At 43.6% G+C, this 22,125-nt stretch carries 18 protein-coding genes; all 18 read right to left on the bottom strand.

The features are described from left to right. Window positions 1–380: 380 nt before the first annotated feature. The 18 genes from J9317_RS09770 to pnp all read right to left on the bottom strand — a co-directional run bounded on the left by J9317_RS09770 (window position 381) and on the right by pnp (window position 21,985). Window positions 381–1,340, bottom strand: coding sequence for an ABC transporter permease (locus J9317_RS09770; protein WP_211558195.1), 960 nt, complete (start codon window positions 1,338–1,340; stop codon window positions 381–383). Then, window positions 1,341–2,390, bottom strand: a complete 1,050-nt coding sequence (locus J9317_RS09765; RefSeq protein ID WP_249292103.1) for an ABC transporter permease — start codon at window positions 2,388–2,390, stop codon at window positions 1,341–1,343. After that, window positions 2,387–3,916 carry an ABC transporter ATP-binding protein gene (locus J9317_RS09760; RefSeq protein WP_211558192.1) on the bottom strand — a complete coding sequence of 510 codons (1,530 nt, stop codon included), beginning with the start codon at window positions 3,914–3,916 and terminating at the stop codon, window positions 2,387–2,389. Before J9317_RS09760 ends, J9317_RS09765 begins: the two co-directional genes overlap by 4 nt. Window positions 3,917–4,080: 164 nt before the next feature. Further along, entirely contained in the window at window positions 4,081–5,136 is a 1,056-nt protein-coding gene (locus J9317_RS09755) for a BMP family lipoprotein (RefSeq protein ID WP_211558190.1), read from the bottom strand. 97 nt (window positions 5,137–5,233) lie between these two features. Further along, the gene (locus J9317_RS09750; RefSeq protein WP_211558188.1) at window positions 5,234–5,959 is read right to left on the bottom strand and encodes a GntR family transcriptional regulator; all 726 of its coding nucleotides are present in this window, start codon (window positions 5,957–5,959) and stop codon (window positions 5,234–5,236) included. 206 nt (window positions 5,960–6,165) lie between these two features. Next, window positions 6,166–8,505, bottom strand: a complete 2,340-nt coding sequence (locus J9317_RS09745; RefSeq protein WP_211558186.1) for a DNA translocase FtsK — start codon at window positions 8,503–8,505, stop codon at window positions 6,166–6,168. A 235-nt stretch (window positions 8,506–8,740) separates the two neighbouring features. Then, window positions 8,741–8,965: a YlzJ-like family protein gene (locus tag J9317_RS09740; RefSeq protein WP_211558184.1), complete on the bottom strand. Its 225-nt coding sequence runs from the start codon at window positions 8,963–8,965 to the stop codon at window positions 8,741–8,743. Then, entirely contained in the window at window positions 8,962–9,729 is a 768-nt protein-coding gene (locus J9317_RS09735) for a ClpP family protease (RefSeq protein ID WP_211558182.1), read from the bottom strand. Before J9317_RS09735 ends, J9317_RS09740 begins: the two co-directional genes overlap by 4 nt. Window positions 9,730–9,896: 167 nt before the next feature. Continuing rightward, entirely contained in the window at window positions 9,897–11,564 is a 1,668-nt protein-coding gene (locus J9317_RS09730; protein ID WP_211558180.1) for a ribonuclease J, read from the bottom strand. Window positions 11,565–11,876: 312 nt separating this feature from the next. Then, on the bottom strand, window positions 11,877–12,758 hold the full coding sequence (dapA, locus tag J9317_RS09725) for a 4-hydroxy-tetrahydrodipicolinate synthase (protein WP_211558178.1): 882 nt from the start codon (window positions 12,756–12,758) through the stop codon (window positions 11,877–11,879). Window positions 12,759–12,784: 26 nt separating this feature from the next. Beyond that, window positions 12,785–13,999 carry an aspartate kinase gene (gene dapG, locus J9317_RS09720; RefSeq protein ID WP_211558177.1) on the bottom strand — a complete coding sequence of 405 codons (1,215 nt, stop codon included), beginning with the start codon at window positions 13,997–13,999 and terminating at the stop codon, window positions 12,785–12,787. An 86-nt stretch (window positions 14,000–14,085) separates the two neighbouring features. After that, a complete protein-coding gene (asd, locus tag J9317_RS09715) occupies window positions 14,086–15,129 on the bottom strand; it encodes an aspartate-semialdehyde dehydrogenase (protein WP_211558175.1) in 1,044 nt (347 codons plus the stop codon). 130 nt (window positions 15,130–15,259) lie between these two features. Further along, window positions 15,260–15,859: a dipicolinate synthase subunit B gene (gene dpaB, locus J9317_RS09710; RefSeq protein ID WP_211558173.1), complete on the bottom strand. Its 600-nt coding sequence runs from the start codon at window positions 15,857–15,859 to the stop codon at window positions 15,260–15,262. Further along, the gene (dpaA, locus tag J9317_RS09705) at window positions 15,856–16,758 is read right to left on the bottom strand and encodes a dipicolinic acid synthetase subunit A (RefSeq protein WP_211558170.1); all 903 of its coding nucleotides are present in this window, start codon (window positions 16,756–16,758) and stop codon (window positions 15,856–15,858) included. The genes dpaB and dpaA overlap by 4 nt, the downstream gene beginning before the upstream one ends. Window positions 16,759–17,156: 398 nt before the next feature. Then, window positions 17,157–17,432, bottom strand: coding sequence for a YlmC/YmxH family sporulation protein (locus tag J9317_RS09700; RefSeq protein ID WP_035411793.1), 276 nt, complete (start codon window positions 17,430–17,432; stop codon window positions 17,157–17,159). A gap of 80 nt (window positions 17,433–17,512) precedes the next feature. Beyond that, window positions 17,513–18,754 carry a M16 family metallopeptidase gene (locus J9317_RS09695; RefSeq protein ID WP_211558168.1) on the bottom strand — a complete coding sequence of 414 codons (1,242 nt, stop codon included), beginning with the start codon at window positions 18,752–18,754 and terminating at the stop codon, window positions 17,513–17,515. Window positions 18,755–18,785: 31 nt separating this feature from the next. After that, window positions 18,786–19,751: a polysaccharide deacetylase family protein gene (locus J9317_RS09690; protein ID WP_249292101.1), complete on the bottom strand. Its 966-nt coding sequence runs from the start codon at window positions 19,749–19,751 to the stop codon at window positions 18,786–18,788. Window positions 19,752–19,873: 122 nt separating this feature from the next. After that, the gene (pnp, locus tag J9317_RS09685; RefSeq protein WP_211558166.1) at window positions 19,874–21,985 is read right to left on the bottom strand and encodes a polyribonucleotide nucleotidyltransferase; all 2,112 of its coding nucleotides are present in this window, start codon (window positions 21,983–21,985) and stop codon (window positions 19,874–19,876) included. Window positions 21,986–22,125: the final 140 nt, after the last annotated feature.

Here is a 22,125-nt window from a genome sequence, read left to right as displayed (position 1 = left end):
GAGTTATTATGCAACCAGGAAATGACAGGATGAAGGCTTCGCCAGAACACTTTGCTGATTGTTTGCGGCCGAAAATAAAAGGAAGTGGCTGATAGGACATGAAACAAATATAATATGGGCTGAAAGCGAAAACGGGCCAGTTGTACGTAAATACAGGCCAAGTGAGAGAAAAAACGGACCAAACGACAAAATTCCGCAAAAACTGAACACTTCCTCAAACAAAAAAGCGACTTAGCACCATCTGATTTCATTAGATGGGTGGCATTCCTTTGTTTGAGCTTGGAAAGCCCAATGGTGCGATAAGGTTGCCATATCGGACTGTTTTTTTGCAGAGCAGAACCTTTCTCTAAAAAAAAGAAAAAGCTGCAGGAACGCAGCTTTTATCTTTTTCCTTTAATATATGGTGTTCCAAGTCCTTTCGGTGAGTCAGCACGGCCGATAAATCCTGCAAGCGCCAGAATTGTCAGCACATAAGGTGTAATGAGCAAGTATACTTCAGGTATATCTTTCAGGAATGGAATGGAGCCCCCCACAATGCTGATCCCTTGAGCCAAACCGAAGAATAAAGCTGCTCCCATCGCACCAAGCGGATGCCATTTCCCGAATATCATTGCAGCCAGTGCCATAAATCCTTGACCGCTGATTGTCGCGTGGCTGAAGTCTCTGGAAATGATGGTTGCATAGATCGATCCGCCGATGCCGGCAAATGCACCGGACAGAATAACTCCGATGTATCTCATTTTCGTCACATTAATTCCCATCGTATCAGCCGCCATCGGATGTTCTCCGACCGCTCTCAGTCTAAGGCCGAATGGTGTTTTGTAAATAACGTACCAAACTGCTACTGAAAGAAGGATGGCTATATAAGATGTAATGTATCCGTTGCTGAAAAACAGCGGTCCGATTACCGGTATTTTGCTCAACAGCGGGATATCAATGATATCAAAGCTTTGGTTAATCCGATCGGTTTGTCCTTTATCATACATGTTTTTAACAAGGAAGAGCGTTAACCCAAGAGCAAGGAAGTTGATTGCTACTCCGCTGACTACCTGATCCGCACGGAAGGTAATCGTCGCAACAGCGTGCAAAATGGCAAACAGGGCACTCGCGATCATTGCGGCGAGCAATGAAAGCCATGGTGTCAGTGATCCAAATGTCTCAGCGAACGTTAAGTTGAAGACAATGCCTGTAAATGCACCTATGACCATTAAACCTTCAAGACCAATATTTACAACACCTGACTTCTCGCTGAAAACCCCGCCGAGAGCAGTAAGAATTAGAGGAGCCGCTACGAACAGAGCGGTAGGAATGATAATTTGCAGTGCTTGAAGTAAGCTCATTTATTTCTCCCCCTTTTTAAACCGAAGCAGCAGCCACCGGATAAAATAGCTGGATGCTACAAAGAATATGATTAGAGCAATAACGATTTCTACAAGTTCATTTGGTACATTGGCTTCCAAAGGCATATTCAGTGCTCCTACCTTCAATCCTCCGAAAAGGAATGCAGCGAAAATGACACCAATTGCCGTATTTCCGCCCAGTAGTGCTACTGCGATTCCATCGAATCCAATTCCGGTAAATCCGCTTTTAACAGAAGCATATTGGAACGTTCCAAGTCCTTCCATCGCCCCTGCAATACCAGCGAACGCGCCTGAGATCACCATGGAGAGTATAATGCTGCGGTTTACATTCATACCGGAATAATGGGCTGCGTCCTGATTAAAGCCGACGGCGCGAAGCTCATATCCTTTAGTCGTTCTTTCAAGCAAAAACCACATAATGAAAGCCGCTGCCAGCGCGATTAAAATTCCATAATGCATCCTTGAGTAGTTTGTCAGCATCTCAAAGGTTTCTGACCGAAGACTTGCTGTTGCCGCAATTTCTTCTGTCGTATCACTGCCTTTTGTTAATACAGATTGAATAATAGCGTTTGTCGCATAGAGTGCAATATAGTTCATCATGATTGTTACAATAACTTCATGTACGCGGAAGCGCGCTTTCAACAGGCCGGGAATGAATCCCCATAACGCACCAGCTAAAGCTGCAGCGAAAATGGCAAGCGGAAGATGGATGATTTTAGGGAGATCGAATGCAAGTCCCACCCATACAGCCGCAAGCCAGCCAACGATAACCTGCCCTTCTACCCCGATGTTAAATAAACCGGTTTTGAAAGCAAAGGCTACAGCCAGACCCGTCAATATATACGGCGTCATCAGTCTTACTGTATCCCCGATGTTATAAGGGTCTCCGAATATCCCATTCCATAAAGCGCCATATCCGAGAATTGGATCATAGCCGCTGACAAGCATAACCAAAGCCCCGCTGAGCAGTCCTAGAATGACTGCGATAACAGGAATCAGCAAATTCATATAACGGTTGATGATTTTCATGGTGCTACACCTTCTCCCTTCAGCTTGCTTCCGGCCATCAAGAGTCCAAGCTCCTGCTCCGTAGTTTCCTCCGGTTTTACAATAGCCACAATTTTCCCTTCATAGATAACCGCGATCCTGTCACTTACGTTCATGATTTCATCCAATTCAAAGGAAATCAGCAAGATCGCCTTTCCTTTATCACGCTGTTCAATCAGGCGTTTATGGATAAATTCAATCGCCCCAACATCAAGTCCCCGAGTTGGCTGTGCAGCAATCAAAAGATCCGGATCCCTGTCCACTTCCCGCCCGATAATGGCCTTCTGCTGATTTCCGCCGGAAAGGGCTCTTGCAGGTGTAGATGAACTCGGTGTCCTTACGTCAAACTCTTTAATAAGCTGCTCCGCCTTTTTATAAATTTCTTTAAAATTGAGAATGCCTGAATTAGAGTACGGCTTTTGATGATATGTCTGGAGCACCATATTCTCGCCAATTGCAAAATCAAGAACCAGTCCATGCTTATGACGATCCTGTGGAATATGGCCCACTCCGGATTCAGCTACTTTTCTCGGAGTTAATCGTCCAATGTCCTTCCCATTTAAATGGATAGAACCTGATTCATGCTTTTTCAAACCGGTAATTGCCTCAATCAGCTCGCTCTGTCCATTTCCATCCACTCCGGCTATCCCGACGATTTCTCCAGCTTTCACTTCCAATGAAAGTGAATTAATAGCCGTAACCATTCTTGCATCCTTTACAACCAGGTCCTTTACTTCAAGAACGGTTTCCTTAGGAAGAGCAGGCGTTTTATCTGTAGTAAAAAGGACTTCCCGGCCAACCATTAATGATGCCAATTCATTCGGATTAGTTTCAGAAACCTTAACTGTTCCAATCCCTTCTCCTTTACGGATGACGGTTACCCTGTGGCACACTTCCATAATTTCTTTCAGCTTATGAGTAATAAGGATAATGGATTTTCCTTCCTTTATAAGCGCATTCATAATTGAAATCAGTTCTTTAATTTCCTGAGGAGTCAGGACAGCCGTCGGTTCGTCAAAAATCAGGATTTCGGCTCCCCTGTACAGGGTTTTCAGAATTTCCACTCGCTGCTGCATTCCGACAGAAATATCCGAAATTTTTGCAGACGGATCCACGGCAAGACCGTATCGTTCAGAAATTTCCCGAACCTGCTTTTCCGCTTCTTTTAGATTTGTTTTCCCCATTTTCGATGGTTCGTTTCCGAGAATAATATTTTCAGTAACTGTAAAGTTATTGACAAGCATAAAATGTTGGTGTACCATACCTATTCCCAGATCATTTGCTATATTAGGATTCGTAATATCAACTTTTTTGCCATTAACACGAATTTCACCTTTTTCAGGCTGATACAAGCCGAACAATACGTTCATGAGGGTCGATTTACCTGCTCCATTTTCCCCGAGCAAAGCGTGTATTTCGCCCTTTTCTACTTGCAGGGTGATGTTGTTATTTGCGACAATTCCCGGAAACTCTTTGCGGATCCCAAGCATTTCGATTACATAATCCATGTTGCTTCACTCCTTTATCATGATGGACAGCTTGAATGCAGATCCCCATCTGAAAATCTATTTATCTCGCAAATGGACTTTCAGACGGAGATTTACATGGTTCTTTCAGTGATCTTGGCTTAAAAAAAGGCTAGAAGAAGATCTAGCCTTTCCAGCAGTCAGGTTTATTTCGCAGGGGCAGTTGGAACTTTGATTTCGCCCTTGCTGATTTTTTCTTTATACTCGTCTACTTTTTTCATTACATCTTCAGAAACATTATCGCCTTTTGCTACAGAAATTGCGTCTTGATCTAAACCATAGCTGATGACTTCTCCGCCAGGGAATTCATTGTTTTTCGCTTTTTCAGCAAGGTCTTTAACTGCAACGTCTACACGTTTTACCATGGATGTAAGAGTGATGTTGAATTCTTTGCCATCTTTAGACGTGCCTTTTCCTTCTTCGCTTTGGTCTTTATCCACACCGATTACATAAAGCTCGCGTGCTGGATCTTTTTTCTTAAGGTCGATTGCTTCTGAGAAAACACCGTTTCCTGTTGCACCCGCAGCATGGTAGATGATGTCTGCTCCAGAACCGTACATGGATGAGGCAATGGCTTTCCCTTTATCCGCCTTGTCAAATGCACCTGCATACTGAACATCAACAGTCGCTTCAGGATTTACCGCCTTAACCCCTTCGACGAAGCCGGCTTCAAATTTTCCGATCAGTTCACCTTCCATACCTCCAACGAAGCCAACTTTATTTGTTTTCGTAGTAAGACCAGCTACTACTCCAACAAGGAAGGAACCTTCATTCTCTTTAAACACGATGCTCGCAACATTATCTTTTTCTACAACACTATCAACGATGGCAAAATTCGTTTTCTTTTGCTGATCGGCAATCTCCTCAATGGCCGGCTGAAGCTTGTAGCCGATCCCGTAAATCAAGTCATACTTTTGACGCACAAGTGTGTTCAAGTTTGTAACATAGTCGCCGTCATTTTTGGATTGCAGGTAGTTAAAGCCTTTGTTTCCCTTTTCCATGTTGTTGTCTTCACCGAAACCCTGAATACCTTCCCATGCAGATTGGTTAAATGACTTATCATCTACACCGCCGACATCCGTTACCATTGCCACTGTGAAATCGCTTGCTTTTCCGCCCGTTTCTGCAGATTTATTTCCGCAAGCCCCAAGTATTGTTCCTGCTGCCAGAACAGCTGATAAAGCTAAACCCCATTTTTTCATGTTGTATTTCCCCCCGTAATTATGAATAGAATATTGCGAAACTTTAGAATGTAAAGCAGAGAGCCTGTCCTTCATCACCTCCTAAAAGTTTTAATTTCTAGTTTCTTTTTCTGACAACGTGGAAGGAAAACATATCGGCTCTAAAGTAGTTTAGTGAGTATAAAACTGCGCGGTCCTGCAGATCATAATGCATTTGTTTAAGAAGCAGCAGAGCTGTTTCTGGATCGCAGTTTAAAAGCGGTGAAATCTTATCGTGATAGCCAATCGGCTCAATGGCGGTAATTGCGTGGCCGATTATGCTGTCCGTCTTTTTCTCAAGGAGGTCAAACAAAGATTCACTGTCATGAATCAAATCTTTCGGGAGAAGCTTCCCTGGAATTTTGTCCAGACAATATACGACCGGTTCTCCATTTGCAGTCCGCACCCTTTCCATTTGGAAAATCTCTTCGTCATCAGCGATGCCGAAGCGCTGTGCATCTTCATCAGTGGGTCCGACGATGGAAGAGGATAAAAAAATCGTTCCCGGAGCCTTTCCCCCTTGCATGATCATAGCTGTTACACTGTTCAGCTGCTCAATTCCCGAACTGAAAAGAGGAACTGAATTGACAAATGTCCCTACACCATGGCGTCTGATGACAACATTTTCTTCTTCTAGAATTCTAAGTGCCTCCCTAAGTGTTGCCCTGCTTACACCCAGATTTTTTGCCAGGTCAAATTCTGAAGGGAGTTTTTCCTTTTCTTTATAAACACCTTTTTTGATATCTTCTTTTATTCGATCTATCACCTGCAAATACAGATGTCGATTGTCTGATTTAATGCTCATGACAAGCCTCCGTTTTATAAAGATCAGACATCTGATGTTTAACCTTTACTAATCGAAAATAATATATCATGTTTCAATTAATAAATAAATAAAAATTTTAATAATTTTGTCGAATTCTCGTAATACTATTTACTCAAGCTTAATACTAAAGATAATATTATTATGTAAACAAAGACATAAAGAAACAGAAGGGATTCCCCTTCTGTTTATGAACTCATTTCATCATGCTGTCCTTTGCTCATCAAAACTTCCCGTGGTTTGCTCCCCTCATAAGGTCCTACAACTCCACGTTCTTCCATGGCGTCTATCAGTCTTGCGGCCCTTGTATAACCGACGCGGAACCTTCTCTGCAGCATTGAGACCGAGGCTGTCTGCATATCGACCACCAGCTGAACAGCTTCTTCATACAGATCATCATTCACATCGCTTGCTGTTTCAGCAGTTTCGGTCGGAATCATATTTTCCTGATATTGTGCTTTTTGCTGGCCAATGACAAAGTTTACTACTTCTTCTACTTCATTGTCTGATAAAAAAGCACCCTGAACGCGTACTGGCTTGGATGCCCCGACAGGCAGGAAGAGCATGTCCCCTCTTCCGAGAAGCTTTTCCGCGCCTCCCATATCCAATATGGTACGGGAATCCGTCATAGAAGAGACGCTGAAGGCGATCCGTGATGGAATATTCGCTTTTATTACCCCTGTAATAACGTCTACAGACGGTCTTTGAGTGGCAATTATTAAATGGATCCCAGCGGCCCTTGCCATTTGGGAAAGTCTTGTGATGGAATCCTCAACGTCGGAAGAAGCGACCATCATTAAGTCTGCAAGTTCATCAACGATGACCACAATATAAGGAAGCTCAGGCTGTTTTTCCCCTTCTTCTGTGTTGATTCTTCTAATATTTTCGTTATACCCTTCAATATTTCTTGTTCCGGTATGGGAAAAAAGCTCATACCTTCTTTCCATCTCATTTACCACTTTTTTCAGAGCCTGAGACGCTTTTTTCGGGTCTGTTACAACGGGAGCAAGCAGATGCGGAATTCCGTTATAAACATTCAGCTCAACCATTTTCGGATCGATCATCATCATTTTCACTTCATGAGGCTTAGCTCTCATCAAAATGCTTGTAATAATGCCATTTATGCATACACTTTTCCCGCTGCCCGTTGATCCGGCTACGAGCAAATGCGGCATTTTATTCATTTCAGCAAGCACGGCTTCACCTGAAATATCACGGCCCAGACCTATTAGCAGCTTCGCATCAGGCCGGTCATTCACGTTATTGTCTATAACCTCCCGAAGCGAAACCATCGCAACCTCAGAATTAGGAACTTCAATGCCGATCGCCGATTTCCCGGGAATCGGTGCTTCAATCCTAATATCCTTTGCGGCAAGCGCCAATGCCAGATCATCACTTAAATTAACAATCCGGCTGACCTTCACACCAGTATCCGGATATACTTCATATTTGGTTACTGCTGGACCAAGATGAACCTGGGTAACCTTCGCTTTGACTCCAAAGCTTTGAAAGGTTCTTTCAAGTTTCCTTGCATTTTCATAAATGTTCTTTTTGTCAGTCTGCTGTCCATTGTGCTGAGGCTGTTTTAACAATGAGACAGGAGGCAGCTTATAATCTTTGTTTTCAACTTCCGAGAAGCTGATTTGAATTCCCGGCACCGGTTCAGGATCCACACCTGTACCTTTCTCAGCGGCAGCTTCAGGAGGAGGTTCAGGGGCTGTCTCCTCCCTTTCAACACGATCTGCAAAGCTTGAAATAATGGGCTCTGAATCCTCATCGTACCTGCTTATCGGTTCATAGGCTTCAATTTCCGGCTCATCAGTATCTTCTTTCGACCTGCGAGTCTTCTTTTCCGCAGGCATAGAGGGTTTTCTTTTTTTCTTTTTAAAGGATTTAGGAAGCTTACGCATATCTTGAATAAAGGCCGCGAATTGCTTTTTGAAAAATGTAAAGACAGGACCAAACAATTTAAATAACGTTTCTTGGAGGGATTTATCTGTGATAAGCAAAATACCGGCCACAATCATGCCCGCTGCAATCAATTTGGAACCAGCTGCTGCAAACAGAAAATAGGATGCTGCAAACAACAATGCGCCAATCATTCCTCCACCTAGATCCCGGGTAACACTTTCGCCTTTAAGCTCCATCGCAAACAGTTCCCATGTATTCCGAATTACACTTGAGGATCCTGCTTCTCCCCGTGCCAGCACCGCTTCAAATAAGCTTATGTGTGTTAGCAGCAGAAGCGCTAAGGTAATTAAATAAATCCCGATCATTCTTCTCGATGAGAATGGAGGTCTTTTTTTGTACCAAAAAACATAAATTCCTGCCGCTCCGAGTCCAATCAGAAAGAGGATATGCCACTCTCCTGCAAAAAACCGGAAAAATTGGACAATGGCCATCCCGGCAATGCCCAGCTTGGCCATTGCAATAATGGATGCTGCCGTCATTCCTAAGCCGGCCAGTTCATATTTGAAGACTGGTCTGCCGGAGCTTTTCTTTTGCTGACGCCGTTTCTTTTTTGCCATTCGATCACCTGTAATCATTCAATAAATTGGGGCTGCGGATTGTTTTCATCCGCAAACAAATAAATAGTTCATAAATACATGCCGCCGCTAAAACTGCCGGACTGCGTACAGGAACTGGAAGAAAATGAAATTCGAAAAATTCAGCTGAAGTTTCTTACCCAACGAAGAAAGCAGCCTTCAAGAGGGCTGCCCATTTCGATTAGCTACAGTATACCATAGAATACGCTGTTTCAGACTAGAATACCACCATGCTGGATCTGATTTTTTGTCCAGGCATGCACTCACTTTGCAGGTAATGATTCGGGTTGCTGCTAAGCAGCCGGACTACCTCATAAGATTGGTCATCACATGGCCGCACGATCATTTCCACTCCATTGACTACCGCCATTTTTTCTGATGGAGCTTCACTTCCGTTTTCTGCAAAAATGAGCTCCTGGGGCATCATCGTATACAGAATCATTGCAGCACCTGCTCCTCTTGATCATTCCCTTTATTTTGCTCAATCAGCTCATTCAGCTTCTTTATAGCCGATCCGACTCCGCCAACCGCATCAATGAGTCCGTATTCCACTGCGTCAGTACCAACGACATTTGTACCGATATCCCGCGTCAGATTCCCTTTTGAGAACATTAGCTCTTTAAATTTTTCTTCTGAAATATTTGAATGCTTCGTTACGAAGTTTACAACGCGGTCCTGCATTTTATCAAGATACTCAAAGGTTTGCGGAACGCCAATCACAAGCCCCGTTAAACGGACGGGATGGATTGTCATTGTAGCTGTTTCAGCAATAAAAGAATGGGTGCAGGATACGGCAATTGGAACCCCAATCGAATGACCGCCCCCTAAAACAATGGATACGGTAGGTTTGGATAGAGAACCTAGCATTTCAGCTATGGCAAGACCCGCTTCAACATCTCCCCCTACCGTATTTAATATCACGAGCAAGCCTTCAATTTTCGGATTCTGTTCAATAGCAACAATTTGCGGAATCACATGCTCATATTTCGTTGTTTTATTTTGGGGCGGGAGCTGAATGTGCCCCTCGATCTGCCCCACAATAGTCAAGCAGTGGATGTTCGTTTCCTGTGACATTTGAGGTATATTTGTTTGTCCAAGCTGCTGTATTTTTTCGGTCAGGGAGCCTTGCTTTTCATCCTGCTTCTCCGATTGCTCAGACTGATCGTTTGTGCTTCTGTATTCCTGATGCTCATTTGAAAATGCCATACGGTTCTCCTGCCTTTCTTAAATATGGTCTTATTATGCAGAGAAGACATTGATTTCATACAGCAGCCGAAAAAGAAGAAGACCGGCAGCTGCGGTCTTCTTCCTGTGTTTTATGCTCTGTTAAGGCTGCCTGCTGATTCAGCATTTGGCTTTGACAAAGTTATGTTTTAAACTTCCATGATAATCGGAAGAATCATCGGACGGCGCTTTGTACGCTCATACAGATATTGATTTAACGCTTCCCTGATATTCAGCTTGAGAGATGACCATTCGATTAAACGATCCTTCATGCATTTATCAGCAATTTCTTTTACAATGAGGGCCGATTTATCCAAAAGCTCTTCAGATTCTCTCACGTAAACGAAGCCTCTGGAGATAATTTCAGGTCCTGCTACAACCCGCTTGTTTGCTTTATCCAGGGTGACAACAACAATTAATATTCCATCCTGCGAAAGAAGTCTGCGGTCCCGGAGTACAATGTTTCCTACGTCTCCAACTCCTAAACCATCAATCAGAACATTCCCCGAAGTGACTTTAGAGCCTGTCCGGACCGAATTTTCTTTAAAATGAACGACATCCCCTTTTTCAATCAGCAGGATCTCTTTTTTATTCATTCCCACTTGCTGTGCAAGTTTGCCATGGGCCACCTGCATTTTATACTCACCGTTGATAGGAATAAAGTATTTAGGCTTCATTAAGTTAAGCATCAGCTTTAATTCTTCCTGATTGCCGTGTCCGGAAACATGAACCTGCTTCTGTCCAAAAACGACATTGGCACCCGCCCGGTAAAGCAGGTCGATTGTTTTCGAAAACTCCAGTTCGTGGCCTGGGAGAGGTGTAGCGGCAATCATCACCGTATCTCCCTCGGTAACGTTCAGCTGTTTATGAGAATGCCTGGCCATTCTGTTCAGGGCACCAAGCGGTTCACCGTTTGTTCCTGTTGTTAAGATGGCAATTTTATGATGGGGATGTTTTTCAAGCTCCTGCAAAGGAATAATCAAATCTTCCTGCACATGGATGTAGCCCAGCTTAATAGCTGTCTGAAGAACATTCATCATGTTTTTGCCGACGATTGCAAGCTTACGGTTATTTTCAATTGCTGCATTAATTACGTGCTGAATCCGGCTGTAATTGGATGCAAATACGGCAATGATGACCCTGCCATCCGCATTGTACATGGCTGTGGCAATTTCACTTCCTACCACAGATTCGGATGCACTGTAGCCTGGTTTTTCCGCATTCGTGCTGTCGGAAAGCAGGCAGAGAACACCTTCATCTCCTAAAGCAGCCATTTTGCTGATATCTGATACATGATTGCTGGTTGGAGTCTGGTCAAATTTAAAATCTCCGGTATGTACAATTGAACCAAGGGATGTATGGACGGCTACCCCTACGGAATCTGGTATGCTGTGGTTTGTTCGGAAAAAGGTGACGGCAGCGGAGTCAAATTCAATTTTAGAATCGGAATCAATTTCTTTTAGCAAAGACTGATTCTTCATTCCATATTCTTTAAGCTTTTCCACAACAAGTGCCAGGGTAAGTTTCGTTCCATATACAGGAATGGATAATTTTTGCATGACATAAAAAACACCGCCAATATTTTCTTCGTGGCCATGAGTTAAAAACATAGCTTTCACACGGCTGCGGTTTTCAATCAAATACGAAATATCCGGAATCACTACGTCAATTCCGAGCATTTCTCCTTCAGGATGCATTAGTCCGGCATCAACAATAAACAAGTCTTCATCCACTTCGATGACAAACATATTTTTGCCGATTTCCCCAACGCCGCCTAAAGCGATCACTTTAATATTTTCTGTATGTTTCGAATTCAATGTTGAAATCCTCCCTGTTTTGCTCGCCCGTTCCACGTCACTTAGACCCATTATACCTGAATGGTGAAAAGGAATACAAGCAGAAAAGCCGAGACTAAAAATAGGATGCAGCTTGATGAGCTCTAAAGATTAACGGGAGCTTCCGGAATACATGCTGTAAGTTCTGAATGGACCGCATCAGCCATGCCCATATCCTGGTATGCTGAGACAAGCGATGCATCCAAGCTGCTGCGACATTAACTGAACAGCTTCTGTTTCAGCACTTTTAACAAAAATTAAGAAGCTGGCAATAGTATGCCAGCTTCTAACAACTCATTGGCTTTGTAATTCTGCCATTACTTTCATAAGACTGTTTCTTTCTGTTTCAGTCAAAGCAAGAAGCGGCAGTCTAACCGGTCCTACATCCATGCCTGAAATCTGTAAAGCGGTTTTGACAGGTGCAGGGCTTGGAGCAGCGAACATTTCATTCATAACCGGAAGGATACGGCGATGGATTGAAGCTGCCTGCTTTACTTCGCCTTGAGCGAAGGCTTCAATCATCTGCTGCATTTCATTGCCTATAACATGGGATGCAACTGATACGATTCCATTGCCTCCGATTGCCATGATTGGCAGGGTAAGGCTGTCGTCTCCGGAATACACCTCAAAGTCATCACTCGTCTTTTCAATGACTTTCGCGATGGCTTCCAGATCGCCGCTTGCATCTTTTACAGATACAATGTTCGGAATCTCTGATAAGCGGATGATGGTTTCAGCTGTCATTTTAACGACCGTTCTGCCCGGAACATTATAAATCATGACCGGCAGCTTCGTGCTTTCGGCAATGGCTTTAAAATGCTGATACATTCCTTCCTGTGAAGGCTTATTATAGTATGGAGCGACGAGCATGACTGCATCTGCTCCCGCTTCTTCTGCCTTTTTTGTCAATTCTATTGAGGCTCTTGTATCGTTGCTCCCAGTACCGGCGATTACTGGGATTCTTCCATTTACCTCTTTAACGGTGTGCTGGAACAATGCAGCTTTTTCCTCAAAAGTCAGTGTCGGGGATTCACCTGTTGTTCCTCCAGCTACGATGGAATCAGTTCCATTTGCAATTAAGTATTCAATGAGTTTAGAGGTTTTCTTAAGATCTATATTACCGGCAAAATCAAATGGAGTAACCATTGCCGTTGATACTCTTCCAAAACGTGCCATGTGCATTCTCCTTCGTTCGTTCTATGTTACTTTGACAATTCAAATGCTTCGTGAAGCGTATTTACTGCGCTGATCATATTTTCTTCGTTCACAAGCACCCAAATCGTTGTGTGGCTGTCTGCAGATTGAAGAATTTGGATTCCCTGATCTGAGAGGGAAGAAACAATGGTCGCCATCACACCCGGTACACCCATAATGGATGCTCCGACCACTGAAACTTTTGCGCATTTTTTTGTTACAGTAGGATGATACCCCATTGACTCAAGGATTTCAACGGCCTTGTTTGTAACCGAACCCGGTACCGTATAGACCACTTCATTTGGTGTAATGTTAAAAAAATCAACACTGATGCTGTTTTTTGCCATGGCTTTGAATACATCTGTTTGAGTATGATATTCACCGCGTTTAGCTGCAACTTTTATTTGGCTGACGTTTGCCATATGGGCAATTCCTGTAATAAGCTGCTCCGTCACATCACTGCCCATTTTTCCGGCACTATTGGCTGCGACTAATGTCCCTTCCTTGTCTGAATAAGTGGATCGGATCCGGATTGGAACTTTAGCCTGCATGGCAATTTCAACAGCACGCGGGTGAATGACTTTCGCGCCCTGATACGCAAGATTGCAGATTTCTGTATAAGTCACATTTACGAGTGGCCTTGCACTTTCTACAATTCTTGGATCTGCTGTCATAACACCTTCTACATCTGTAAATATATCAATGTATTCTGCATTCAATGCAGCCCCTAGTGCTGCCGCGGAGGTATCGCTTCCTCCGCGGCCAAGTGTTGTAATGTCTCCATTCGGAGCAGCCCCTTGAAAGCCGGCAACAACAGCCACGTCACTTGTTTCGAGCATTTCTTTCAATCTGGAGCAGTTCATTTCCAGAATTTTAGCATTTGTATGATCGTCATTTGTCATAAATCCGGCTTGCGCTCCTGTCAATGCGGCAGAGTTCAAGCCTTTTTTTCTAAGCATGCTTGAAAACACAACGGATGAAATGGTTTCTCCACATGATAGCAGCAGATCATGCTCTCTGCCTGTAACATCCTCTGCTTCTCCATAGAGCAGGCTCATTAGTGTGTCGGTCGCATATGGATCACCGTTCCGTCCCATTGCTGACACGACAACGACGACTTTATAGCCTTGCTCGAGTGCAAGACTTATATGTTTATATGCCTGTTCCCGGCCCTCATGATCCTTTACGGAGGTTCCGCCAAATTTCTGAACCAGTATTTTCATCGCTTCCTACACCTCAACTGTTCAATTTACCTTCATAAATCAGCAGAAGAGAGCAGGGACAGCTGCCCAGCTCTCTTCCTTATCCATTACACAAGCTTAAGCTTAATAAGACTTTCCGCAATTTGAACGGAATTCCATGCCGCACCTTTGAGAAGGTTATCAGACACAATCCATAGGTGGAAGCCATTTTTTTGATCCAGGTCTTTTCGGACTCTGCCGACAAATACATCATTTTTGCCCACACAATTGGCCGGCATAGGATAAATCTGTTCTGCCGGATTATCTTCAAGCGTAACGCCAGGTGCTTCAAGGAGCAGTTGATGAATATCCGCTACCGATACATCATCATTGCCGATTTCAATGTAAACTGATTCAGAATGGCCGGTAACGACCGGAAGCCGGACACAAGTGGCAGCTACCGCAAGCTCTGGCATATCCATAATTTTTTTTGTTTCGTTGATCATTTTCATTTCTTCGAATGTATAGCCGTTTTCCTGGAATTTATCAATTTGAGGAATGGCGTTGTATGCGATTTGATAGTGCTTTTTGTCTCCTTTAACAGGAAGAACGGATGGCGTGTATTCTGTGCCGTCCAAAATAGCACGTGTTTGATCGTTCAGTTCATTGATTGCAGCAGCGCCTGCGCCTGACACGGCTTGGTAGGTAGAGACAATGACTTTGCTTAATCCGTATGCTTTACGGATTGGTTCCAATGCAGCAGCCATCTGTATGGTTGAGCAGTTTGGATTTGCGATAATGCCATTATGATCTTTCAGGCTTTCTTCATTTACCTCAGGCACAACGAGCGGTACGTCCGGATCCATGCGGTATGCACTCGTATTATCGATAACGATTGCCCCTCTTTTTACTGCTTCGGGAGCTAAGTCCTTCGACACGCTGCCGCCAGCACTAAAAAGCGCGATTTGAATATTTTCAAAGCTTTCCGGATTAGCAGCTTCTACTGTATAGGTTTTTCCTTTAAACGTAATGGTTTTGCCCGCTGAACGTTCAGACGAAAGCAATTTTAATTCAGAAATAGGAAAATTTCGTTCCTCCAGCGTTTTCAGCATCTGCTGGCCTACGGCACCTGTTGCGCCCGTGACTGCAACACGATATCCATTTGAGCTCATTTTGCCATAACCCCTTCCGCGATCCATTCATCAACTACTACCGGTTCATGTACAATTGATGTTAGATAATATTCTAACACATTGGTGTTCTCATGAACGATTTTTTTTGCCTTTCAGCTGGAGTTCACTCCTACTCTTCGTCTCTGAATCTTTCAACCACGACCGGCTGTATTTGCTTATGCTCCAATGCAGCTTCCAGGGATGGGATCAGCATCTGCATTCTGGCTACCATGGAGTTTGGTTTTTTCTCAGGGCTATCCTGGCCGAATGGAATAAAAAAGACATTCTTCGCTCCCATTAGCCTCATTAAATTAACCCCATTCAAACCAAGTGCATCGTTCGTTGAAATACCAAGCAGGACTGGCTTGTTGTTCCTCATCGTGGCTTTCGCTGCCATAAGAACAGGAGATTCTGTCATTGCGTTTGCAAGCTTGCTCATGGTATTGCCTGTTAAAGGGGCCACTATCATGCAGTCCAGCGGAATTTTCGGTCCAAGAGGTTCCGCCTTCACAATTGAATCAATTGCTTTATTTCCAGTTGCTTCTTCAATCCTCCGTACCCAGTCTTCTCCATCTCCGAACCGGGTGACAGTAGATTTTACCGTGTTCGTAATTACAGGCAGCACGTTGGCTCCCAGTTCCACAAGTTTTTGAATTTCCGGAAAGACAGCGTCATATGTGCAATGGGATCCAGTTAAACCAAAACCAATCGTTTTTCCTTTTACGTTCATGAGGAGGACTCCTTTCCTTCTTTTAATTGCTCGGCAAGCAGCTGAGTCAGAACATTTGCCAAAATTTGACCAGCCGTTTTTGGAGCAACTATTCCCGGCAGGCCCGGTGCAAGCATAGCCTTGATTCCGCGTTTTTCGGCAAATTTAAAATCTGTCCCCCCTGGTTTAGAGGCTAAATCAATGACAAGTGCGTGTGAAGGCAATTCTGAGAGTACAGCAGGAGTTAAAATCATGTGGGGAATGGTATTAATGCAAATGTCTGATCCAGAAGCCTCCTTCACGATGTGATTCAAATGAAAAGAAGCCAATCCCATTTCTTCAATCCGGGCTATATGTGACGATTTCCTCGCACCTACTTTTACCTTTGCACCAAGTGCTGCAAAGGTGCGGGCTACGCTCATCCCGACTCTTCCCAGTCCAAGGACACACACATTGGAGCCATGAATGGTGAAATCCGTATTTTGAATCACCATCATGATTGTTCCTTCAACTGTTGGAATCGAATTATAAATCGCCACATCATCTCTTTCTAAGAGCTGGATGTGTTTCCGTTTGGCAGTTTTAAGGACCTGATCCAGAAAGGCATTGCTTATGCCTGAATAGATAACAGTATTCTCGGGAGTTTTGCTCAGCCATTCTTCGCTGATCATAATTTCTTCGTTCGAAAAAACGGTATCAATCGTACCGTTTAAAGATGTTCCGGGTACAGGAAGAATGATGGCATGGATCACAGAAAAGTCGATTTCGTTCATCTTCGCTTTAGCAGCACCTGCGAACCCATGATCAAGCTGATCAAACCCTGCCATCCAGATTTTCGCTCCCAATTCGGTCAGTTTTCTTATGACTTCAAGCTGCCTTGCATCTCCGCCGATGACAGCAATATTTAAGCCGGTTAACATAAGGTCTAGTCACCTTCTTCATCTCGTTCTGGATTGAAATTCTTGCAGTTAATGGAGTCGTGTCAAAAAGTGTTTGTTGTTTAAACAGCCATCAAATGACTTTCGCTCACATTATATGAGAATGGCAGGTGCTGGGTGAATGTTTCCTTACAATAGAAAATGACTGCATTATCTGACTGGAGACAGCTGGACGAGGCTGATGGCGAAAATCCTAAATCAACTGTTCCTGCTGCAATTTCATAGCAGCACTTTTTTTATAAGGCTATGTTTAAGCATGATTTTGATTTTTTGGGCGTAAGACTGCGGGAGCAGCGGGACAGACGGAAAACGAACGCCTGCAGAGGAAATCAGCTGCCCAGTTTAACAGCGTTTTTCATAAAAAAAAAGCGAAGACAATGTCATTCGCCTGGAGCATTTAAATTCAGTTGGGCTATTTCCGAATCCGGAACATCCAGGATAATCATATCATTTCCGATTTTACGGATATGCTGCCATGGCACCTTTACTTCTGCCCCCTGCTTGCGCATTCCGAACCATTTCTGAGATGGAATGACAAGGGCTGTAATTTGTCCTGTCTGTTCATTGATTTCTAAATCGGTTTGGCCGAGAATGCCAAGTCTCTCCGCTCTTTTGACATCCACGATTTCTTTTCCGCTCATATCGCTCAGTCTCAATTTTCACCACTCCTTATTACATATATAATGCGGATTCAATAAAAAAATGCCTGCACATCAGGCAGGCATTTCTTTGAAATTTATTTTAGCAGGCTTTCAGGAAGCTCGCCTTCCGGACTAATTAATGAAAGGGAATAAGGTTTGCTGAAAATATCAAGAGTGAGCCTGTTTACACTTTCTTCGGTTACTTCGTTTACCTTCTCAATCATTTCATCAAGAGAACGATGTCTTCCGAGCAGCAATTCGTTTTTGCCATTTCGGCTCATGCGGCTATTTGTGCTCTCAAGGCTAAGCATCAGATTTCCTTTGATTTGTTCCTTGCTGTTCATCAGCTCTTTTGCTGTAATACCGTCTGCCTTCAGATTGTTCAGTGTTTCCTGAATGGTTTCATACAAAACCTCAAGCTGATTGCTTCCAGTCCCTCCATAAATCGTCAGCATTCCATTATCCGCATAAGAAGAATGATAGGAGAAGACAGAATATGCAAGACCCTTCTGCTCTCTTACGTCCTGGAACAATCGGCTGCTCATGCTTCCTCCAAGCACATTGTTCATAACAATCAGGCTGTATACATCATCATGTCCAATTTCAAGGCCCTCGTAGCCCAGACATAGATGAGCCTGCTCTGTTTCTTTTTTGCGGGAAAGTTTTTGATTTAGGAAACCGGGTTTCTCGAACACTTCCTGTTTATGAGAGGAAGTATACGAACCGAATTTCTTTTCAATTTCTTCAATAAAAGCTTCGCTAATATTCCCCGCAACTGATATAACGACATTTTCAGGAATATAAAAACGTGACATATAATCTCTTAAAGAATCTCCATTAAAAGAAGATAGCGTTTCTTCCGTTCCAAGAATCGGATAGCCAAGCGGATGGCTGCCATAGGCAGCCTTGCTCAGCAAATCATGTACAAGATCGTCCGGTGTATCCTCATACATTTTAATCTCTTCAAATACAACATTCTTTTCTTTCTTCAATTCTTCTTCATCAAAAGCGGAATTGAAAAACATATCAGAGAGAATATCAAGAGCCATACCCGCATGCTCATCAAGCACCTTGGCATAATAGCATGTGTATTCCTTTGATGTGAACGCATTTACCTGTCCGCCAATGCTGTCGAAAGCTTCTGCTATATCACGGGCAGATCTCGTTTCCGTTCCTTTAAAAAACATATGCTCAAGAAAATGTGATACACCATTGATTTCAGGGGTTTCGCTTCTAGAACCCGTTCCGATCCATACTCCCAGCGCTACAGAACGGACGGTTGGTATGTTCTCAAGGACGATTCTTACTCCATTTTGGCACGTATATCTTTTAATCAATGTATGTTCCTCCTATCTGCCCCTGCGCTGATTAAAGCGGCTGTTCTGATCTGGATTCATCCATTAAACTCGTTACAGTTCCTAAAGAAAGGTTTTTCTCTTTAATCTCCACAATCAGTTGATCTAGTGCATCTGCTGATGACTTAGTCGGATGCATCAAAATCATGGCACCAGGATGAACCTTTTTCATTACTCGCTGAATCAGCTGCTCAGGTGCAGGATTTTGCCAGTCAATTGTATCCACACTCCATAAAATGGTTCTCATCCCCATTGCTTCAGCGATTTGAACTGTCTGTTCGCTAAAGCTCCCGCTTGGAGGAGCAAACCATTTCGTTTTCCGGTCAGTTACAGCTTCAATGACCTCGTTGGTTTGCTGCAGCTGTACTTTTGCACTTTCGGCAGAAAGTCTTTTCATATCCGGATGGGTATAGGAATGGTTCCCTATTTCATGACCGGCTTCAGCGATCATTTTAGCAAGCTTTGGATTTTCCTTCGCCCATCTTCCTTCCAGAAAAAAAGTTGCCTTCACATGGTGTTTATCCAGTGTGTCCAGCATTTCAGGAAGGTACTCATTCCCCCACGCTACATTAATTAGCAGAGAAGTCATCGGCTTAGCCGGGTTTCCTCTATAGATTGGGGATGGAGGCAAATCAGAGAGATGAACTTTAGGAGCAAGCTCTTCAAATACAAGCAGCTCTTTTTTGAACATTCCGATTTCCTTCATTTTAGTGCATGATGCAGCTATGTCCACTTTGCGTCCATTGTAGCCAGGGGTAGCTTTCCAAATTGTATGTACTTCAGCATCTTTAGCTGGGACGTTAAATTCAATTGCCCTTTTTTCGATTTCTTCGCAGATTCCGCTCACAGCTTTAGAGGCCTGCATATCTGAAGACTTTAATTCCAGTACATAACTGGATATATAAGAATTTTGCATCACTCCGGCTGTGATAAGCATGAGCAAAATCGTAACTGCAAATTTCATTCTGATTCCCCGCATTTACCTTTCCCCCTTTTGTATCAAACTATGTATAAAAGGGACAAGGTAGAACAGGGTGCTCGAAATGTCCGGAATTTCCCGGTAAAAAGACAAAGAAGCCAGGGCGGCCTGGCTTCAATGGTTTACGAATTTTGTTCCTCTTTTTGTTCCTTGAGGACAGCTTTTCGCGAGAGATTGACTCGGCCCTGTTTGTCAATTTCAGTGACCTTGACCAAAATCTCATCTCCAATGGAAACCACGTCTTCTACTTTGCCGATTCGCTCTTCAGCAAGCTCGGAAATGTGAACAAGGCCGTCTTTTCCACTGAATATTTCTACGAATGCACCGAATTTTTCAATGCGCTTAACTTTACCAAGGTACATTTGTCCAACTTCAACTTCACGGACAAGATCCTCAATAATGCTCTTCGCTTTTTGATTCATTGCCTCGTCAACAGATGAAATGAAGACTGTACCGTCTTGTTCAATGTCAATTTTAACGCCAGTCTCTTCGATGATTTTGTTGATTTGCTTCCCGCTCGGCCCAATAACATCGCGGATTTTGTCCGGATTGATGGACATCATCAAAATCTTAGGCGCATAAGGAGATAGTTCTTTTCTTGGTTCGCTGATGGTAGCAAGCATCGATTCAAGAATTTCCATCCGGCCTTTTTTAGCCTGAAGAAGAGCTTCTTCGAGGATTTCACGTGATAATCCTTCAATTTTAATATCCATTTGAAGTGCTGTTACACCTTTTGACGTACCAGCTACTTTAAAGTCCATGTCTCCAAGGTGATCTTCCATTCCTTGAATGTCTGTCAATACAGAGTAATGTTCTCCGGATTTAACAAGTCCCATTGCAATACCTGCTACAGGAGCCTTGATCGGAACACCGGCATCCATCATGGCAAGTGTACTTGCACAGATGCTTGCCTGTGAAGTTGATCCATTGGACTCAAGTACTTCAGAAACTAAACGGATTGTATAAGGGAAATCCTTTTCGGATGGAATAATCGGTTCAAGCGCACGTTCACCAAGTGCTCCGTGTCCAATTTCACGGCGTCCCGGCCCTCTTAGCGGTCTGGTTTCCCCTACAGAGAAGGATGGGAAGTTATAGTGATGCATAAAACGTTTAGACTCTTCAATTCCCAAACCATCAAGAATTTGAACATCACCTAATGCTCCAAGCGTACAGATGCTCAATGCCTGAGTTTGGCCGCGGGTGAATAGTCCGGAACCATGAGTTCTTGAGAGAAGTCCTATGCTTGACGACAGCGGGCGGATCTCATCCGGCTTGCGTCCGTCTGGACGGATTTTTTCTTCGGTAATTAAACGGCGAACTTCTCCCTTCACCATTTTAGAAAGGATTTCACTTGCTTGCTTAAGCGTCTCTTCATTAGCTTCCTGCTCTTTGTAGCTATCCATTATCCGGGTTTTAACGGCTTGGATCGCATCTTCGCGGGCATGCTTTTCCTGTACTTGAATAGCTTGAACCAAATCAGCTTCTGCAGCTTCGCGGATGGATTTTTCAATCTCTGCATCAAGAGAATAAAGCTGAACTGCAACTTTTTCTTTTGCGATTTGCGAGGCAATTTCTTCCTGGAATGCAACTAGACGCTTGATTTCCTCATGACCAAACATGATGGCTTCAAGCATGGTTTCCTCAGGTACTTCATCTGCTCCTGCTTCAACCATGTTGATTGCATCCTTCGTTCCAGCTACAACAAGATTGATATCGCTTTTTTCCATTTGTTTAACCGTTGGATTTACAACAAATTCATTATCAATCCGCCCAACAGTCACACCGGCGATCGGGCCCTCAAACGGAATGTCAGAAATCGTAAGAGCCAAAGATGAACCGAACATCGCAGCCATTTCGGAGGAACAGTTTTGATCTACGCTCATCACAATACTGATGACTTGTACATCATTTCTGAATCCGTCTGCAAAAAGCGGGCGGATTGGGCGGTCAATCAGACGGCTGGCCAAAATCGCTTTTTCGCTCGGTCTTCCTTCCCTTTTAATAAATCCTCCGGGGATTTTACCTACTGCATATAAACGCTCTTCGTAGTTAACAGTCAACGGAAAGAAATCAACCGCTTTCGGCTCTTTTGAAGCAGTCGCTGTACTTAGAACAGCTGTATCGCCGTAACGAATGAGAACCGCACCGTTTGCTTGCTTTGCTAGCTGGCCAGCTTCAACAGTTAACGTTCTGCCTGCCCAATCAATGGAAAAGACATGCTTATCTTGACCCATAAATGCGTGTGCTCCTCTCTAAACTCTTCATATGTATGAAAAATACATTATTTATTAGTATGGACTAATTAATATGAACATATCAATGATACGTCTATATGTAAATAGCTGTATACAAAAAGAATCAGGAAGACGCAGCA

This window comes from Metabacillus flavus (assembly GCF_018283675.1).
Taxonomy (GTDB): Bacteria; Bacillota; Bacilli; order Bacillales; family Bacillaceae; genus Metabacillus_B; species Metabacillus_B flavus.
This window is presented reverse-complemented; position numbering and strand designations above follow the sequence as displayed.

Bases quoted from the DNA above. Each gene is read 5' to 3' on its own strand.
- J9317_RS09770 (WP_211558195.1), bottom strand. From the start codon at position 1,340: ATGAGCTTACTTCAAGCACTGCAAATTATCATTCCTACCGCTCTGTTC.
- J9317_RS09765 (WP_249292103.1), bottom strand. From the start codon at position 2,390: ATGAAAATCATCAACCGTTATATGAATTTGCTGATTCCTGTTATCGCA.
- J9317_RS09760 (WP_211558192.1), bottom strand. From the start codon at position 3,916: ATGGATTATGTAATCGAAATGCTTGGGATCCGCAAAGAGTTTCCGGGA.
- J9317_RS09755 (WP_211558190.1), bottom strand. From the start codon at position 5,136: ATGAAAAAATGGGGTTTAGCTTTATCAGCTGTTCTGGCAGCAGGAACA.
- J9317_RS09750 (WP_211558188.1), bottom strand. From the start codon at position 5,959: ATGAGCATTAAATCAGACAATCGACATCTGTATTTGCAGGTGATAGAT.
- J9317_RS09745 (WP_211558186.1), bottom strand. From the start codon at position 8,505: ATGGCAAAAAAGAAACGGCGTCAGCAAAAGAAAAGCTCCGGCAGACCA.
- J9317_RS09740 (WP_211558184.1), bottom strand. From the start codon at position 8,965: ATGATTCTGTATACGATGATGCCCCAGGAGCTCATTTTTGCAGAAAAC.
- J9317_RS09735 (WP_211558182.1), bottom strand. From the start codon at position 9,729: ATGGCATTTTCAAATGAGCATCAGGAATACAGAAGCACAAACGATCAG.
- dapA (WP_211558178.1), bottom strand. From the start codon at position 12,758: ATGGCACGTTTTGGAAGAGTATCAACGGCAATGGTTACTCCATTTGAT.
- dapG (WP_211558177.1), bottom strand. From the start codon at position 13,999: ATGAAAATACTGGTTCAGAAATTTGGCGGAACCTCCGTAAAGGATCAT.
- asd (WP_211558175.1), bottom strand. From the start codon at position 15,129: ATGAGCTCAAATGGATATCGTGTTGCAGTCACGGGCGCAACAGGTGCC.
- dpaB (WP_211558173.1), bottom strand. From the start codon at position 15,859: ATGAACGTAAAAGGAAAAACGATTGGTTTTGGTTTAACTGGATCCCAT.
- dpaA (WP_211558170.1), bottom strand. From the start codon at position 16,758: ATGTTAACCGGCTTAAATATTGCTGTCATCGGCGGAGATGCAAGGCAG.
- J9317_RS09690 (WP_249292101.1), bottom strand. From the start codon at position 19,751: ATGCGGGGAATCAGAATGAAATTTGCAGTTACGATTTTGCTCATGCTT.
- pnp (WP_211558166.1), bottom strand. From the start codon at position 21,985: ATGGGTCAAGATAAGCATGTCTTTTCCATTGATTGGGCAGGCAGAACG.